This window comes from Streptomyces sp. NPDC033180, from assembly GCF_055577645.1.
Genome location: NZ_JBVIPU010000004.1, coordinates 446,765 through 462,383, shown reverse-complemented (window position 1 = coordinate 462,383; position 15,619 = coordinate 446,765). Strand labels below are relative to the sequence as shown.

The 15,619-nt window shown below is 70.9% G+C and carries 15 protein-coding genes; 8 read left to right on the top strand and 7 right to left on the bottom strand.

What is annotated here, in order from left to right:
• Nucleotides 1-23 precede the first annotated feature (23 nt).
• The 3 genes from ACZ5WE_RS16100 to ACZ5WE_RS16090 all read left to right on the top strand — a co-directional run bounded on the left by ACZ5WE_RS16100 (nucleotide 24) and on the right by ACZ5WE_RS16090 (nucleotide 3,455).
• On the top strand, nucleotides 24-1,457 hold the full coding sequence (locus ACZ5WE_RS16100) for a uracil-xanthine permease family protein (protein WP_467686402.1): 1,434 nt from the start codon (nucleotides 24-26) through the stop codon (nucleotides 1,455-1,457).
• A 272-nt stretch (nucleotides 1,458-1,729) separates the two neighbouring features.
• Nucleotides 1,730-2,434 (top strand): DUF5995 family protein, encoded by a 705-nt coding sequence (locus ACZ5WE_RS16095; protein WP_467686404.1) that lies wholly within the window; start codon nucleotides 1,730-1,732, stop codon nucleotides 2,432-2,434.
• Nucleotides 2,435-2,522: 88 nt separating this feature from the next.
• Complete coding sequence (locus tag ACZ5WE_RS16090) at nucleotides 2,523-3,455, top strand: LLM class F420-dependent oxidoreductase (protein ID WP_467686406.1); 933 nt, start codon at nucleotides 2,523-2,525, stop codon at nucleotides 3,453-3,455.
• Nucleotides 3,456-3,548: 93 nt separating this feature from the next.
• Here ACZ5WE_RS16090 and ACZ5WE_RS16085 read toward each other — a convergent pair whose 3' ends face one another.
• Both ACZ5WE_RS16085 and ACZ5WE_RS16080 read right to left on the bottom strand, forming a co-directional pair.
• Nucleotides 3,549-5,243, bottom strand: a complete 1,695-nt coding sequence (locus ACZ5WE_RS16085) for a flavin monoamine oxidase family protein (protein ID WP_467686408.1) — start codon at nucleotides 5,241-5,243, stop codon at nucleotides 3,549-3,551.
• 80 nt (nucleotides 5,244-5,323) lie between these two features.
• Nucleotides 5,324-6,112, bottom strand: a complete 789-nt coding sequence (locus ACZ5WE_RS16080; protein WP_467687094.1) for a carbon-nitrogen hydrolase family protein — start codon at nucleotides 6,110-6,112, stop codon at nucleotides 5,324-5,326.
• A gap of 356 nt (nucleotides 6,113-6,468) precedes the next feature.
• On the opposite strand from ACZ5WE_RS16080, the gene ACZ5WE_RS16075 reads away from it, so the two are divergent.
• Nucleotides 6,469-7,140, top strand: a complete 672-nt coding sequence (locus tag ACZ5WE_RS16075) for a Repetin (RefSeq protein ID WP_467686410.1) — start codon at nucleotides 6,469-6,471, stop codon at nucleotides 7,138-7,140.
• Nucleotides 7,141-7,325: 185 nt separating this feature from the next.
• Complete coding sequence (locus ACZ5WE_RS16070) at nucleotides 7,326-7,880, top strand: Repetin (RefSeq protein ID WP_467686411.1); 555 nt, start codon at nucleotides 7,326-7,328, stop codon at nucleotides 7,878-7,880.
• A gap of 38 nt (nucleotides 7,881-7,918) precedes the next feature.
• On the opposite strand, the gene ACZ5WE_RS16065 is transcribed toward ACZ5WE_RS16070, so the two are convergent.
• Together ACZ5WE_RS16065 and ACZ5WE_RS16060 are read right to left on the bottom strand one after the other, a co-directional pair.
• Nucleotides 7,919-8,374, bottom strand: a complete 456-nt coding sequence (locus tag ACZ5WE_RS16065) for an AsnC family transcriptional regulator (RefSeq protein WP_160503743.1) — start codon at nucleotides 8,372-8,374, stop codon at nucleotides 7,919-7,921.
• Between the two features lie 10 nt (nucleotides 8,375-8,384).
• Nucleotides 8,385-9,854 carry an amino acid permease gene (locus tag ACZ5WE_RS16060; protein WP_467686413.1) on the bottom strand — a complete coding sequence of 490 codons (1,470 nt, stop codon included), beginning with the start codon at nucleotides 9,852-9,854 and terminating at the stop codon, nucleotides 8,385-8,387.
• Between the two features lie 350 nt (nucleotides 9,855-10,204).
• On the opposite strand from ACZ5WE_RS16060, the gene ACZ5WE_RS16055 reads away from it, so the two are divergent.
• From ACZ5WE_RS16055 to ACZ5WE_RS16045, 3 genes are read left to right on the top strand one after another with little or no spacing between them, the layout of a single operon-like run.
• Nucleotides 10,205-11,320: an LLM class flavin-dependent oxidoreductase gene (locus tag ACZ5WE_RS16055; RefSeq protein WP_467686415.1), complete on the top strand. Its 1,116-nt coding sequence runs from the start codon at nucleotides 10,205-10,207 to the stop codon at nucleotides 11,318-11,320.
• A complete protein-coding gene (locus ACZ5WE_RS16050) occupies nucleotides 11,317-12,129 on the top strand; it encodes an SDR family NAD(P)-dependent oxidoreductase (RefSeq protein WP_467686417.1) in 813 nt (270 codons plus the stop codon). Before ACZ5WE_RS16055 ends, ACZ5WE_RS16050 begins: the two co-directional genes overlap by 4 nt.
• Nucleotides 12,126-13,064, top strand: coding sequence for a GDSL-type esterase/lipase family protein (locus ACZ5WE_RS16045; protein WP_467686419.1), 939 nt, complete (start codon nucleotides 12,126-12,128; stop codon nucleotides 13,062-13,064). Before ACZ5WE_RS16050 ends, ACZ5WE_RS16045 begins: the two co-directional genes overlap by 4 nt.
• A 70-nt stretch (nucleotides 13,065-13,134) precedes the next feature.
• On the opposite strand, the gene ACZ5WE_RS16040 is transcribed toward ACZ5WE_RS16045, so the two are convergent.
• The 3 genes from ACZ5WE_RS16040 to ACZ5WE_RS16030 all read right to left on the bottom strand — a co-directional run bounded on the left by ACZ5WE_RS16040 (nucleotide 13,135) and on the right by ACZ5WE_RS16030 (nucleotide 15,533).
• Nucleotides 13,135-14,577 carry a GuaB1 family IMP dehydrogenase-related protein gene (locus tag ACZ5WE_RS16040; protein ID WP_467686421.1) on the bottom strand — a complete coding sequence of 481 codons (1,443 nt, stop codon included), beginning with the start codon at nucleotides 14,575-14,577 and terminating at the stop codon, nucleotides 13,135-13,137.
• 174 nt (nucleotides 14,578-14,751) lie between these two features.
• Nucleotides 14,752-15,129 (bottom strand): barstar family protein, encoded by a 378-nt coding sequence (locus tag ACZ5WE_RS16035; RefSeq protein ID WP_467686423.1) that lies wholly within the window; start codon nucleotides 15,127-15,129, stop codon nucleotides 14,752-14,754.
• Nucleotides 15,126-15,533, bottom strand: a complete 408-nt coding sequence (locus ACZ5WE_RS16030; protein ID WP_467686425.1) for a guanyl-specific ribonuclease — start codon at nucleotides 15,531-15,533, stop codon at nucleotides 15,126-15,128. Before ACZ5WE_RS16030 ends, ACZ5WE_RS16035 begins: the two co-directional genes overlap by 4 nt.
• Nucleotides 15,534-15,619 lie beyond the last annotated feature (86 nt).

Genomic DNA, 15,619 nt, shown 5'->3' with positions numbered 1-15,619 from the left:
CGCACAGAAGGCGGAACAGAAACATGGATCTCGGCGTGCGCTGGAGACTGCACGGCGACGGGCGCACCCCCGCGCCCGGAGCGGTCGTCCGTCCCGACGAGCGGCTCTCGTGGCCGCGCACCTTCGGGCTCGGCGCCCAGCACGTGGTCGCCATGTTCGGCGCGTCCTTCGTGGCGCCCGTCCTGATGGGCCTCGACCCGAACCTCGCGATCATGATGTCGGGTGTCGCGACGGTCATCTTCCTGCTCGCGACACGCGGCCGGGTGCCCAGCTACCTGGGCTGTTCGCTCTCCTTCGTGGGCGTGGCCGCCGTCATCCGCGCGCAGGGCGGCTCGTCGGCGACCGTGACGGGCGCGGTCCTCGTGGTCGGCGCCGCGCTGTTCCTGGTGGGCCTCGCCGTCCAGAAGTTCGGGGCGCGGATCATCCACGCCGCGATGCCGCCGATCGTCACCGGCGCCGTCGTCATGCTGATCGGCTTCAATCTGGCGCCGGTCACCGCGTCCACGTACTGGCCGCAGGACCAGTGGACGGCGCTCCTGGTGATGCTGTTCACCGGTCTGGCCGTGGTGTGCCTGCGCGGTTTCTGGTCGCGCGTGGCGATCTTCCTGGGGCTGATTTTCGGATACGCCCTGTCCTGGGTCCTCGACCTGGCCTTCGGCAAGATCCACTCGGCGGACGGCTCGGGCAAGGTCGTCGACCACTGGCGCCTCGACCTCTCCGCGGTCGGCAACGCCGACTGGATCGGCCTGCCCTCGTTCCACGCGCCGAGCTTCGAGTGGTCGGCGATCCTCGTCGCGCTGCCCGTCGTCATCGCGCTGGTCGCCGAGAACGCCGGGCACGTCAAGGCGGTCGGCGAGATGACCGGCGACAACCTGGACGACAAGCTCGGCACGGCGATCTCCGCCGACGGCGCCGCGTCCATGCTCTCCACCGCGGTCGGCGGCCCGCCCAACACGACGTACTCAGAGAACATCGGCGTGATGGCCGCGACCCGCGTCTACTCCACGGCCGCGTACTGGGCCGCCGCGTGCTTCGCCCTGCTCTTCGGCCTCTGCCCGAAGTTCGGCGCGGTCGTCGCGGCCATCCCCGGCGGCGTCCTCGGCGGCATCACCGTCATCCTCTACGGCATGATCGGTCTGCTCGGCGCCCAGATCTGGATCAACGCCGGGGTGGATCTGCGCAATCCGCTGAATCTCGTCCCGGCCGCCGCGGGCATCATCATCGGCGTCGGCGGCGTCTCACTGAAGATCACCGACAACTTCGAGCTGAGCGGCATCGCGCTCGGCACGATCGTCGTCATCACCGGCTACCACGTCCTGCGCGCCTTCGCCCCGCCGCACCTCAAGACGCAGGAACCCCTGCTGGATTCGGGCACGTCCACATACGACGAGAGCGACGGGAGCGACAGGTCTCCCGAAACGGGCGCCGGCGGCTCTCAGCCGCGCGCCAAGTCGTAGGCGTAGCCGGGCGTGAACGTCCCCACGCCGCGGCGACCATGACCCCATGGCGGGCGGCACGCCTCCGCTCGGCCCCTCGTCCGGCACGTCGTTCGGCGCGATGTCGTGCGCGGTTGGCTGACACGGTGTGGTTCCTCCCCCTCCCCCGTGTCCCCCTGACACGGCGTACCTGCTCCCCTCCCCAGGGGCACACACGCTCGCCGTTCCCTCGTTCTGGGGAAGCGGCCGGTGCGGTGGCACTCGGGCCAGCCTAGGACTGGGACCCTGCCACCATGGCGCAGTTGGAGCGGTTGGCGGAGTTCACAGGCTCGGCACACGGGGTTGGCGGGGTGGCGGCGCGGATGCGCGCGCTGGGCGCCGGCTTCCCCTCGGGCGACGGGGTCGGGGTATTCAACCGGGTCTATCTCTCGGTCACCGAAGAGGTCGGGCGGCACCTCGACAGTGGCCGTTTCCCGGACACCGGGGCCGCGATCACGCTGGACGTCCTGTTCGCCGAGCGCTATCTCAGGGCGGTCGACGCGGTGACGGCCGACCGCAGGCCGCCCGCCTGCTGGCGCCCGCTGTTCCAGCTCCGTCGCCATCCCGGCGTACGACCTCTGCAGTTCGCGCTCGCGGGCATCAACGCGCACATCGGGCACGACCTTCCGCTGGCCGTCATGGACACGTGTCGTACGCTCGGCTGCGAACCGGCGGACCTGGAGGACGAGTTCGACCGCGTGGGCGACATCCTCGTCTCGCTGGAGGAGCGCATCCGCGAAGAGCTGATGCCGGGTCCCGACCTCTTCCAGATCGCCGACCCGCTCACCCACCTGCTGGGTTCCTGGAGCCTGGAGCGGGCCAGGGACAGCGCCTGGGCGACGGCCCTGACGATGCGGGCGCTGGACGAGCTGCCCGCCGTCGCCGATGAGTTCCGGGAGCGCCTGGACGGAGCGGTAGGCCTGGTGGGCCGGATGCTGCTCACGCCCCTGCCGGACTGATCCGGCCACTGTGCTCCCACCGCCGATGAACTCCCCGACGATCGTTGTACGTTGAAGGGAGTGACCCCGGATGCGAAGGAGCACCAGCATGGCCACACGACTCGGGCTCAGCCTCCCGCAGGGCCGGCAGTACAGCATCGGACGTGACGTCCCGGCTGTCGCGCGCGCGGCCGAGGAGATCGGTTACGAGAGCCTGTGGGTCTATGAACGCATCCTCTTCCCCGAGCCCGCGACCCAGGGTCTGTACGGCATCGAGGGCCTGCCCTGGCCTGACGCATACCGCTCGGTGGCCGACCCCCTGGTCACACTGACCCTGGCCGCGGCCGCCACGGAGCGGGCCCGCCTGGGCACCAGCGTCCTGGTCGCCCCGCTGCACGTGCCGTTCCAACTGGCGCGCACGCTGGCCACGTTGGACGCGGCGAGCGGCGGCCGCGTCGTCGCGGGCCTCGGCACGGGATGGTCCCACGACGAGTACGCGGCATCGGCGGTGGCCCCCTTCGAGCAGCGCGGCAAGGTCCTGGACGAGCTGATGGACGTCTGCCACGCGGTGTGGGGCCCGGACCCGGTGTCGTACGAAGGGGAGCTGACCACGATCGCGCCCTCGGTGGTCGGCCCCAAGCCCGCGCGCCCCATCCCGATCCTGCTGCCGGCGGGCAGCCCGCGCGCCCTGCGCAGGCTCGTCGACCGCGCCGACGGCTGGATGCCGGTGGGCATGGGCGCCGAGAAACTGGCCGAGCAGGCGCAGGCCCTGAAGGAGCTGGCCGCCGAGCGGGGGCGCACGCAGCCGGTCCAGAGCGTCCTGCGGGCCAACGCGCGGTACACGCCGACCGCGTACGAGGGCGAGAAGCGCGCCCCGTTCCAGGGCAACGTCGAGCAGATCGTCGAGGACCTGGAGGCGCACGCGTCGACGGGCGCGGTGGAGGAGATCCTCATCGAGCTGCAGGGGAGCACGCGGGACGCGGAGGAACTGAAGGATCTGGCGGCGGAGGTGCACGAGGCGGCGAGGGCGGCCGGGGTATAGGGGCAGGCGCCCCGAACGGGCGCGGGGAACTGCGCGACCAGCCACGAAGAACCGGCAGATTCCCCCGCGCCCCAGGCGAAACGGCGCTACCGATCAGTCCTCGGGCAACTCGACGGGAGCGATCTCGTCGTACACATCCCCGGGACCAGGGTTGGTCCCGTCCGTGGCCCCGCCAAGGTGATGCATGACGCCCCACACGGCGTTCAGGGCGGTCGTGACCGCGCCCTCGGCCCACCCCGCCGTCCAGGAGATGTCGTCACCGGCGAGGAAGATGCCCCGCTTGTCCTCGGGCAACGAGCCCTGCATGAAGTGCGTGAACAGGCGCCGCTGGTAGCGGTAGTGGCCCGGCAGGTTCGCCTTGAAGGCGCCCATGAAGTACGGCTCGTTCTCCCACGACACCGTCACCGGGTTGCCGATGATGTGCTTGCGGATGTCGACCTTGGGATAGATCTCGCCGAGCGACTTGAGCATGACCTCCATGCGCTCGTTCGCCGACAGCGGCAGCCACTTCAGGCTGTCGTCGCACCAGGTGTAGGAGAGGCAGATGGTGGCGGGCTTGTCCGGACCGTCGTCGAGCAGGTAAGTCCCGCGCGTCATACGGTCGGTGAGCGTCATCGACATGACGTCACGGCCCGTCTCCTCGTCCTTGTCCAGCCAGAACGGCCGGTCGACGGGCACGAAGAGCTTGGAGGACTCCATGTAGTGGGTCCGCTCCATCGCCGTCCAGTGGTCGATGGGGAAGAGCGTGTCGTCGCAGGCGATCTTGGAGAGCAGCATCCAGGACTGGGCGGTGAAGATCGCCGCCTGGTAGGTGCGGATGTCACCCGATGCGTCGGTGACGGTGACGCGGTTGCCCGCGGTGCGGTCGAGGCGGGTCACGGCGGGCTTCGGCAGACCGCCCTCGTGCAGCGAGCTCAGGGACGTGCCGAGGTCCCAGTGCACGATCTTCTGCGGCTCACGGTCCCACATCCGAAGCGGCAGCTGCTGGCTGCCGCCGACGATGCCGCGGTGGTGGTCGTCGGCCTCGGTGTAGACGACGCGCAGGATCTCCAGGATGGAGTTCGGGAAGTCGGTGTCCCAGCCGCCCGTGCCGAAGCCGACCTGGCCGAAGATCTCGCGGTGCCGGAAGGACTTGAACGCCTCGGACTCGCAGAGGAAACCGTAGAAGGTCTGGTTGTCGAGCTTCTCGACGAGCTTGGACCAGATCTCGCGGATCTTCGGCACATCGCGCTCGCGCAGGGCGCGGTTCATGTCGGAGAAGTCGGCGCCCTCCTCCAGGCAGGAGTTCCAGGCGTTCATCACGTCGCGGTAGACCTGGGGCAGGTCGTCGACGGACGTCGCGTAGTGGGACTCGCCCTTGAGGTCGACGACCGTCGAGGGGGTGGACTCCGCGAGCGGGTTGGGGAACGCCTGGGTCTTGAGGCCCACCAGGTCGATGTAGTGCTGGAGCGCCGTCGAGGACGGCGGGAAGCGCATCGCGCCCATCTCGGCGGTGAGCGAGGGGTCGCAGCCCTCGAAGCCGACGGTGCGCAGCCGGCCGCCGATCTGGTCGGCCTCGTAGACGACGGGCTTGAGGCCCATCTTCATCAGTTCGTACGCCGCGACGATGCCGGACAGGCCGCCGCCGATGACCGCGACCTCCGTGCCGTGCTCGGTCGCGGGTATCTGGCCGAGGCCCGCCGGGTGCGCGAGGAAATCGTCGTACGCGTAAGGGAAGTCCGGACCGAACATGGTGATCGGCGGCTGCGCGTCGGTGTGCTGGACGGCGGTGGGCACCGTGGACGTCATGGGGTACGGACTCCTTGCGGGAACGGCAGGACAGAGGAAGGGGAGGGTCGGATCCTCGGGCGGGTCAGGTCCTCGGGAGGTCAGATCAGGGACGCGTACAGACCCGGGCGGCGGTCGCGCAGATAGGGGTTTGCCTCGCGCGACGCGGCAAGGAAGGCCGGGTCCGCGTCGGCGAACACCAACTGCTCGTCCCGTCCGGCGCGGGTGCGCGCGACGCCGTCGGGTCCCGCCAGCGTGGAGAGCCCGACGAACTCGAACTCCCCTTCCTTGCCGACCCGGTTGACGTAGGCGACGTACATCTGGTTCTCGAAGGCGCGCACCGGCACGACCGACTCGGCGACGAACTGGAAGGGGTGCATCTGGGCCGTGGGCACGAGCAGCAGGTCGGTTCCCGCGAGGGCGTGCGCGCGGACGTTCTCCGGGAACTCCACGTCGTAGCAGATCATCAGGCCGATCCGCAGACCGCCCAACTCCGCCTGTACGACGGACTGTTCGCCGGGGGTGAAGTGGTCGCGCTCGAAGCAGCCGAAGAGATGGGTCTTGCGGTAGTTCGCCAGGCGGGCGCCGTCGGGGCCGATCAGCTGGACGGAGTTGAAGACCTTCTCGCCGTCCCGCTCGGGGTAGCCGTAGGCGATCGCGACGCCGTGGCGTACGGCGGTCTCGGCGATCGCGGCGGCCGACGCCCCGTCGGCGGTCTCGGCCAGGCGCGGCACGTCGTCGCCGATGGCGTACCCGGTGAGGTACAGCTCGGGCGCGACAAGCAGCCCGGACCCCGCTGCCGCGGCGCGGCCCGCGGCGGCGTCGAGCGCCTTGAGGTTCTCGGCGACGGAGCCGAGCTGCCCGGAACTCTGGAGCAGGGCGGTGCGCAGCGCAGGCATGGCGGATCCTCGAGGCGTACGAAGGGGCAGGTGGGGTCCGTTAGACGGTACGGTCGGCGGCCCTGCCCGGACAAGGCGCGAGCGTTGCGGGCCGCCGCTCGATCTGTTGCGCGTACGGGGCCGCGCGCGGTGATTCGTTGCGTGGCGGTGTGGGCCCGGGGTCGTAGCGGTGTCCGCCGCCGGGAGCAGGGAGTGCGGAGGTGTTCCCCGCCGCACGGCGGAGGTGTTCCCCGCCGCACGGCGGAGGCGGATTGCCGCCCGTGGCCGGACGTGCCGGTGCCCCCTGCCGCGAGACCGTGATCTCGCCCGGAAGGACCGGGTGAACGGCACGCTTCAGGAGGCTTCCCGTGAGCCGCAGCACAAGGACCCGGATCGCTGACAGCGGCCTGGCCGGCACCCGCCGCCGCGCGATCGCCATCGCCGCCGCCCTGCTGATCTGCGCCGGAGCCGCGGGAGCGGCCGTCGCGTCGGACGCGCCGGCCGACGGCGGATCGCGCAAGGACACAGCGCGGAGCAGGGGCACGACACCGAGCAGGGATACGGCCACGTCGCACACGCAGGCGCGCGAGGCCGCGGCCCTGACCGGCAGCGCGAAGCTGTACCGCAAGACCACCGAGGACGTGACGTTCACCTTCGACGCCCATCTGGCGCAGCGCCACAACATGCGCCCGGACAAGGCGACCGGCACCTTCCGCTTCGTCCACCTCGACAAGCCGGGTGGCAAGGGCGGCTGGGCGAAGGGCCGTATCGACTGCCTGATGACGGGCGGCAAGGTCGCCACGGCGACCGGCGTCATCACGGACACCAATCTCAAGGAGATCAAGGGCGGCCGCGTCGGCTTCACGGTCCACGACCAGGGCAGGCACGACCGGGTGGGCTACAGCTGGGCCTCGGTGGGCGGCCCCGACGGGAGCAAGAAGCTGCCCAGGTGCACGAGCGCGGCCCCCTTCGAGAAGGTCAAGAAGGGCACCGGCGACTTTCACGTAAAGCCCTGGCACCCGGCATACCCGACCGGCTGACCACGCAGGGGCCCACCCGTACGGGGGTCGGGCGGGCCCCTGCGCCTCCGCCTCACGGACCGGCCGCCCCCGCCGCACGGCGGAGGCGGTCACCCCCTCGCGCACGATGCGGCGGGCTCGGGGCCACGGGAATGTGGATCACGCCCGGAGGGACCGGGCGGACCACAGCCGGACGGGGACATCACATGAACCGCCGCTCCACCTTCATCCGAGCCGTCGCCGTGGGCGCCGCGCTCCTCGCACTCGCCGGAGCCACGGGCCCCGCGACCGCGTCGGACACCCCGCGCCCCGAGCGCGAGGCCGCCTCCCTGACCGGAACCGCCATGCTGGACCGCCGCCCCGGCGACGACGCCACGGTCACCTTCGACGCCCACCTGGACGCCAAGGGCCAGAACGACCCGGGGGCCGCGTACGGCACCATCAAGTTCAGCCACTACATGGAGAACCCCAAGTTCGGCGGCTCCGCCGAGGCGCGGGTGGACTGCCTGCTGACCGGCGGAAAGGTGGCCACGGTGTCGGCGGTCGTCACGAAGGCGGACGGCGGCTTGAAGGGGGCGATCGGCAAGCGCGTCGGGATGACGGTCCACGACCAGGGCAAGCAGGACCGCTTCGGCTACAGCTGGGCCATGGTCGGCATCCCGAACGACCTGCCGGACGACATGCCCAAGTGCGTGAGCGCGGCCCCGTTCGACAGGACAAGGCCGGGCAGCGGCGACCTGCACGTACGGCCGATGAACTAGGCAAGCGGAGCCAGGCAGGCGGAACCAGGCAGGCGGAGCTAGGCAGGCGCCCCGGAAGAGAACCGCCGCATCAAGGGCGAGAGGACAAGGACGGACTTCGTCCGCTCCACGAAGTGCTCGCCCGCGATCCGTTCGAGCACCCGCTCGAAGTGCCGCATGTCGGCGGCGAAGACCTGAACGACGGCGTCCGCCTCCCCGGTGACGGTGGAGGCGGACGCGATCTCCGGATACCGCTCGAGGCCACGGCGGATGGCCTCGGGCGAGGTGTTGCGACGGCAGTAGATCTCGATGAAACCCTCGGTCTCCCAGCCCAGCGCGGCCGGGTCGACCCGCACGGTGAATCCCGTGATGGCCCCGGTCTCCCGGAGCCGGTCCACACGCCGCTTCACGGCGGGCGCGGAGAGCCCGACCAGCTGGCCGATGTCGGCGTAGGAGCGGCGGGCGTCCTCGGCGAGGGCGTGCACGATGCGTTCGTCGAGATCGTTCAGTCGCACTGGGGGTGGATCACTTCTCTGCGGAGGCCAATCGGGAGCGGCTCATGCCGTACAGGAAGTAGAACACGAGGCCGACGGCCATCCAGACACCGAACACGACCCAGGTGATGGAGTCGAGGCTGAACATGTTGTAGGCGCAGAAGCCGAAGCCGAGCACCGGGAAGAGCCAGCCGAGCGGCACCCGGAAGGTGCGCGGCATGTCCGGGCGGGTCCTGCGCAGCACGATCACGGCGATGTTGACCAGGCCGAAGGCGAAGAGCGTACCGATGCTGGTGGCGTCGACGAGCTTGCCGAGCGGGATGACCGAGGCGAGCGCGGCACAGAACAGCGACACGATGACGGTGTTCACGCGGGGCGTGCCGGTCTTCTTGCTGACCTTGCCGAAGACCTTGGGGACCAGGCCGTCGCGGGACATGGCGAACAGGACGCGGGTCTGGCCGTAGAGGACGGTCAGGACGACGGACGCGATGGAGATGACGGCGCCGGCGGCGAGGATCGTGCCCCACATGCTCTGGCCGCTGACGTCGTTCATGATCGCGGCCAGCGCGGCCTCGGAGCCCTCGAAGTCCTTCCAGTTCCAGGCGCCGACGGCGACGGCCGCGACCAGGACGTAGAGGGACGTGACGATGATCAGCGAGAGCATGATCGCGCGGGGCAGGTCGCGCTGCGGGTTCTTCGCTTCCTCACCGGCGGTGGAGGCGGCGTCGAATCCGATGTACGAGAAGAAGAGGCTCGCGGCGGCCGCGCTGACGCCTGCGGTGCCGAGCGGCATGAAGTCGGAGTAGTTGCCGGACTTGAAACCCATGAAACCGATGGTGCAGAAGAGCACGAGCGCGGCGATCTTCACGATGACCATGATCGTGTTGGCCGTCGCCGACTCCTTGGCACCGCCGAGCAGGAAGACCATCGCGAGCAGCACGACGATCAGGCCGGGCAGGTTGATGATGGCGCCGTCGACCTCACCGGGGGCCGCCGAGAGGGCGTCCGGGATCGTGACGCCGATGGTCCCGTTGAGCAGTTCGTTGAGGTATTCGCCCCAGCCGACGGCCACGGCCGCGACCGAGACGCCGTACTCCAGGACCAGGCACCAGCCGCAGACCCAGGCGACGAGTTCGCCCATCGTTGCGTACGCGTACGAGTACGAGGAGCCCGCGACCGGTATGGAACCGGCGAGCTCGGCGTACGAGAGCGCGGAGAAGAGGGCGGTGAGACCCGCGATCACGAAGGAGATGGTGACGGCGGGCCCGGCCTTGGGGACGCTCTCGCCGAGGACGACGAAGATGCCGGTGCCGAGCGTGGCACCGATGCTGATCATGGTCAGCTGCCACATGCCGAGGGAGCGCCGCAGCGAGCCGCCCTCACCCTGGCCGCCCTCCGCGACCAGGAGTTCCACCGGCTTGCGCCGCATCAGGCGGCTGCCAAGTCCGGCGACCCCCGAAGGGCTTGGGCGGTTCTGCGGGGGTGCGCCTTGGTCGAGCACGCGTGGCTCCTTCATCGCTGCCGGTCAGGGCGGCGGGACCGGCGGCAGCTCCCACGCATGGATGGGGACCGCCGAGCAGGCGGTCCCCGCCACACCACGTACAGCGGATGACTCTATGAGGCGCGCTTCACGTACGTAATGCAGCAACCTTGCGCAGCCCCGCATGATCGTTGCGTACTTCCCTTTCCTGCGGGTCTTTGTTGCGCGGTCCGTTTCGTCCGTTGCGTGCGGGGGCGCCGGGGTAGTGATTGACACTTCGTCAGATCTGCCTCATCGTGCATCCCGGTCGAGCCGGTCGTGCCCGCCGGTCGAGAGATCGCGCACCCCGGCCGAGAGGGAGGCAGCAGGCCATGGACCTCGATGTGCTGTACGAGATCGACGTACCGAAGCCCTGGAACGGACCCCATCCGCACGGCCAGCGCACGGCCGAGCAGCGCGCCTACCGCGAGGCGGTGGAACAGATCCGGCTCGCGGACCGCGTCGGCTTCCGCACGGTGTGGGCGGTGGAGCACCACTTCCGCGAGGGCCGCTCGCACTGTCCGGCGCCGGAGGTGCTCCTCGGGCATCTCGCGGCGCTGACCGAGCGGATACGCCTCGGCTTCGGCGTCACCCTCACCCCCTTCGGCTTCACACCCCCGCAGCGGATCGCGGAGAAGGTGGCGGCGGTGGACGTGCTCTCGGACGGGCGCGTGGAGTGGGGCACGGGACGCTCGACTCCCATGGAACAGACGGCGTTCGGCGTCGATCGCGAGCAGTCGCGGTCCGACTGGCGCGAGGCGATAGAGATCGTGACGGGCATGTGGCGCGAGGAGTACTTCGCGTATGAGTCCGAGCGCTTCTCCTTCCCCCGGCGGATGGTCACGCCGAAGCCCGTACAGGACCCGCATCCCCCGTGCTGGATGGCGGCGACGTCCCCCGGTTCGGCGGAGGTCGCGGGCGCCGCGGGCCTCGGCCTGCTCTCCTTCTCGATCATGCAGCCGCTGGAGGCGATGGCCCGTCAGGTCGCCGCCTACCGCGCGGCCGCGCGCACGCCGTCCCCCATCACGGACGTCACCACGGACCGCGTCAGCGCGTACACGCTGGTGCACGTGGCGGACCGGCCTTCGCGGCGGGTCTGGGACTCGGTGGCCTGGTGGTACCGCAACCTGGCCCAGTTCACGCTCGACTGGGAACTGCCGCACCTGACCCCCGAGGAGCGCGAGCGGACGTTCCCCTTCCTCACCCCGATCATCGAAGGGAACGTCCCCGTCGAGGAGTTCAACGACGGCGACATGATCCTCATCGGTGACGCGGAGACCATCGTCCGCAAGGCCAAGCGCTACGCCGACCTCGGCATCGACCAGCTCATCTGCTACGTCCAGTGGGGCTGTCTGGAGCACCGGGAGATCCTGCGCACGATCGAGATCCTGGGCAAGGAAGTCATCCCGGAACTGGCGTCGTACCGGCCCCGGCGGTCGGCGCCATGAGCGAGGAGCCCCTCGACACATCCCCCGTCCCCGACTACGCCGCCCTCCACCGCCTGGACGACCGCGCCTTCGTCCTGCTCGGCGCGGGCAACGGCATCGGCCGCCAGAGCGCGCACGCGCTCACGGCCGCGGGCGCCCGGGTCCTGTGCGTGGATCACGACAAAGGTCGCGCCGACGCGGTCGCGGCCGAGACCGGCGGAATCGCGTACGTCGCGAACGTGACGCGCCGCGAAGAGATGCGGGAACTCTTCGCCTACGCACGCCGGGCGTTGGGCAAGGTGGACGGGGTCATCGACATCGTGGGCATGGCCCGCTACACCCCTCTGGGCGAGCTGGACGACGCAACCTGGGACTGGCACTTCTCCCTCGTCCTGCGGCACGCCTGGCTGGCGGTCCAGTACGGCGGCGAGGCGCTCGCCGAGACGGGCGGCGGTCCTCTCGTCTTCGTCGCGTCGGTGTCGGGCCTGACGGCGGCGCCCCTGCACGCGGCGTACGGCGCCGCGAAGGCGGGCCTGATCTCCCTGGTCCGCTCGGCGGCGGTGGAGTACGGCCCGCGCGGGGTGCGGGTGAACGCGGTGGCGCCGGGCGTCGTCTGGACGCCGCGGGTGGCGGCCCTGCTCGGCGAGGAGGGGCGCGAACGCAACGCGCGCAACGCCCCGCTCGACCGGGTGGCCGAGACCTCGGACATCGCATCGACCCTGCTCTTCTTCGCCTCACCGCTCTCCTCGTACGTCACCGGCCAGACGCTCGTCGTGGACGGCGGGGTCGGAGTGAAGTTCCCGTATCCGACCATCGGGGGTGCGCGGTGAGGGAGTTCGTGCGGGGTGCGGCGTGGTGGGCCGAGGGCGGCCGGGTGGTGCGGGCGGACCCTGCCGACCGGGAGCGGCTGCCCGGCGACACCTGGGAGCGGGCGGGCCTCCCGGCCGGGGTACGCCTTGAGTTCACCGCGCGAGGCGTGAGCGCGGTGGAGGTCGCGTACACCGCGTCGCCGCCCTCGCGGACGGACTCGTACCGTGACACGCCCGCGGTGTTCACGCTGCTGGCGGGCGAGGAGGTCATCGATGTACCCGCCTCCCCGGGCAAGCACCGAGCGCAGATCCAACTCCCCCACCTGGAGGGCGAGTTCACCCTCCACCTACCGGAGGCACTCCGCCCCGCCCTGCACGACCTACGCCCGCTGACCGGGACCCTCACGCCCGCCGCGCCCCGCCCACGCTGGCTCGTCTACGGCGACTCGATCGCGGAGGGCTGGTCGGTGTCACGTCCGCATCTGGCGTGGCCCGCGCGCGCGGGACGCGCACTCGGCGTGGAGACGGTGAACCTCGGCTACGCGGGCGCGGCACGTGGAGAGCTGGCGAGCGCCGAGCAACTCGCATCCCTGCGGACCGACTTGATCACCGTGGCCTTCGGCACGAACTGCTGGTCGCGTACGCCGCATGCGGCGGGGCTGCTGTACGAGACGACGCGGGCCTTCCTGGGCCTGGTGCGCCGGGGCCACCCGGACATCCCCCTCCTGGTGGTCTCCCCCGTGATCCGCCCGGACGCCGAGACGGTGCCGAATGCGCTGGGCGCCACGCTCAGAGACCTGCGAGCCGCCGTGGAACGGGCGGCCCTGGACGCGGGCGCCGACCTGCTGCCGGGCGGCGAACTGCTGGACGCCGGACACTTGGTGGACGGCGTACACCCGGGCGACGAGGGCCACGCGGTCCTCGCGGAGGCAGTGGCGGCAGCTCAGGCCCCGTAAGGGGCGCGGGGAACTGCGCGCCCGGCCACGGCGTACCCGCAGCCGACAAGCACAGCTCCCCGCAGGGCGACTAGCTCCAGCTGGCGTGCAGCGGCTTGCCCTCCGCGTAGCCCGCGGCGCTCTGCACACCCACGGTGGCCCGCTCGGCGAACTCCGCCAGCGAGCCCGCGCCGGCGTACGTGCAGGAGGAGCGGACGCCCGCGATGATCGAGTCGATCAGGTCCTCGACGCCGGGACGCTCCGGGTCCAGGAACATCCGCGAGGTCGAGATGCCCTCCTCGAACAGCGCCTTGCGGGCACGGTCGTACGCCGACTCCTCGCTGGTGCGGTTCTTGACCGCCCGCGCCGACGCCATGCCGAACGACTCCTTGTAGAGGCGGCCGTTGGCGTCCTGCTGCAGGTCGCCCGGGGACTCGTACGTCCCGGCGAACCACGAGCCGATCATGACGTTCGACGCACCGGCGGCCAGCGCCATGGCGACGTCGCGGGGGTGGCGGACACCGCCGTCGGCCCACACGTGCTTGCCGAACTTCGCGGCCTCGGCGGCGCATTCGAGCACCGCGGAGAACTGCGGGCGGCCGACGCCGGTCATCATGCGCGTGGTGCACATGGCGCCGGGGCCCACACCGACCTTGATGATGTCGGCACCGGCCTCGATCAGGTCACGTACGCCCTCGGCGGCGACGATGTTGCCCGCGACGATCGGCACCTGCGGGTCGAGCGCGCGCACAGCCCTGACCGCGGCGATCATCGACTCCTGGTGGCCGTGCGCGGTGTCCACGACGAGCGTGTCGGCGCCCGCGTCGAGCAGCTGCTTGGCCTTGGCCGCGACGTCGCCGTTGATGCCGACGGCGGCGGCGATGCGCAGCTTGCCGTTGGCGTCGAGGGCGGGCGAGTAGAGCGTCGCGCGCAGGGCGCCCGTGCGGGTCAGGATGCCGGCGAGGCGGCCGTCCCTGCCCACGGCGGGGGCGTAGCGGCGGTTGGCGTGGTCCAGCTTGTTGAACGCTTCGATCGGGTCGATGTCCGCGTCGAGGAGCACGAGGTCCTTGGACATGACCTCGGAGAGCTGGGTGAAGCGGTCGACGCCGTTCAGGTCCGTGTCGGTGACGACGCCGACCGGCTTCTGGTCGGCGTCCACGACGACGCCGGCGTTGTGAGCGCGCTTGGACAGCAGGGCCAGCGCGTCGGCGACGGTCTGCGTGGGGGCCAGGACGATCGGGGTGTCCAGGACGTGGTGGCGCGTCTTGACCCAGGAGATGACCTCGGTGACGACCTCGATCGGAATGTCCTGCGGGATCACGACGAGGCCACCGCGGCGGGCGACGGTCTCAGCCATGCGGCGTCCGGCGATCGCGGTCATGTTCGCGACGACCAGCGGGATCGTGGTGCCGGTGCCGTCCGGCGACGAGAGGTCCACGCCCTGACGCGATCCGACGGCGGAGCGCCTCGGCACCATGAAGACGTCGTCGTACGTCAGGTCGTACGCAGGCTGGTTGTCATTGAGGAAGCGCACGTGCTGCTCATCCCAGTCGTTCAGAGGTGGCCCCCGGACAGTTAGGCCGAGGGAAAAGCACGTACTTCAGTGTCCCATGCCCGGGGTGGTGCGCCGCCTGGGATGATCACCCAGCCGGGTCGCGGCACCCCTGGTCGGATCCTCCAAGCGCGGGCCCGGACGCTCACCCTCCGCTCAGGCGCGGGTGCCGAGCGCGAGAACGATCTCCAGGCCGGTCCCGCGCTCCCGGGCGTACTCCACGGCATCCGTGAACACCTCTTGGGCGACGATCCACTCCTGGGGGGCGGCCTCGGCGTACTCCTGCCAGCCGGTGACGACGAGGAGCCGTCCGGGTGCGGCGGACGCGGCTCCCAGGTCGGTGAGGCAGTCGGCGAGCGCGTCCCAGTTGCGCCCGAACCAGTCGGGCAGTTCGAGCGCACGGGCGCAGCGCTCCATGAAGGCGGCCTTGTCGCTGGCGCCGCTCAGGTCGAGCGAGACGGTGCGCAGTCCCGCGGCGCGCACGGCGTCCAGGACGGGCCCCAGGGGTCCTGGTGCCTGCGGGTCGGGCGTCATCTCAGTACCGCCTTGAAGGACGCGTAGTGGTCGTCCGTGTAGTAGGTCTCGCCGCCGCTTCCGGTGACGATCCGCCGCGCGCCCCGGTCGCGTTCGCCGGGGGTGGGGACGGTGTACTCGCGGTAGTGGCCGCGCCGCTGCCTCGGCAGCTCGCCCTCGAAGTTGCCGAAGACTGAGCCGTCCTTGGCGTACGGGAAGGGCCCGCCGTCATCGATGAGCCGCAACGTCCGCCGCGCCTCGGCGGGCAGCCGGTCGGCCTGGACGGCGGGCATGCCGCGGGCCCAGGCGGGACTGGAGGCGGAGGCCTCCCCCGCCCCGCCGCTGCCCGAGGAACACCCGGTGACGAGAGCAGCGAGGCAGACCAGCAACGCACCCAACACGCGAGGTACAAACCGGAGCACCATGGGCCAGATGCTCCCATGGCCATCCCCGAACTGCAGCGCCCCAAGGGGGCGCGGCGAACTGCGCGCTCAGCCCCCACGACCCGCAG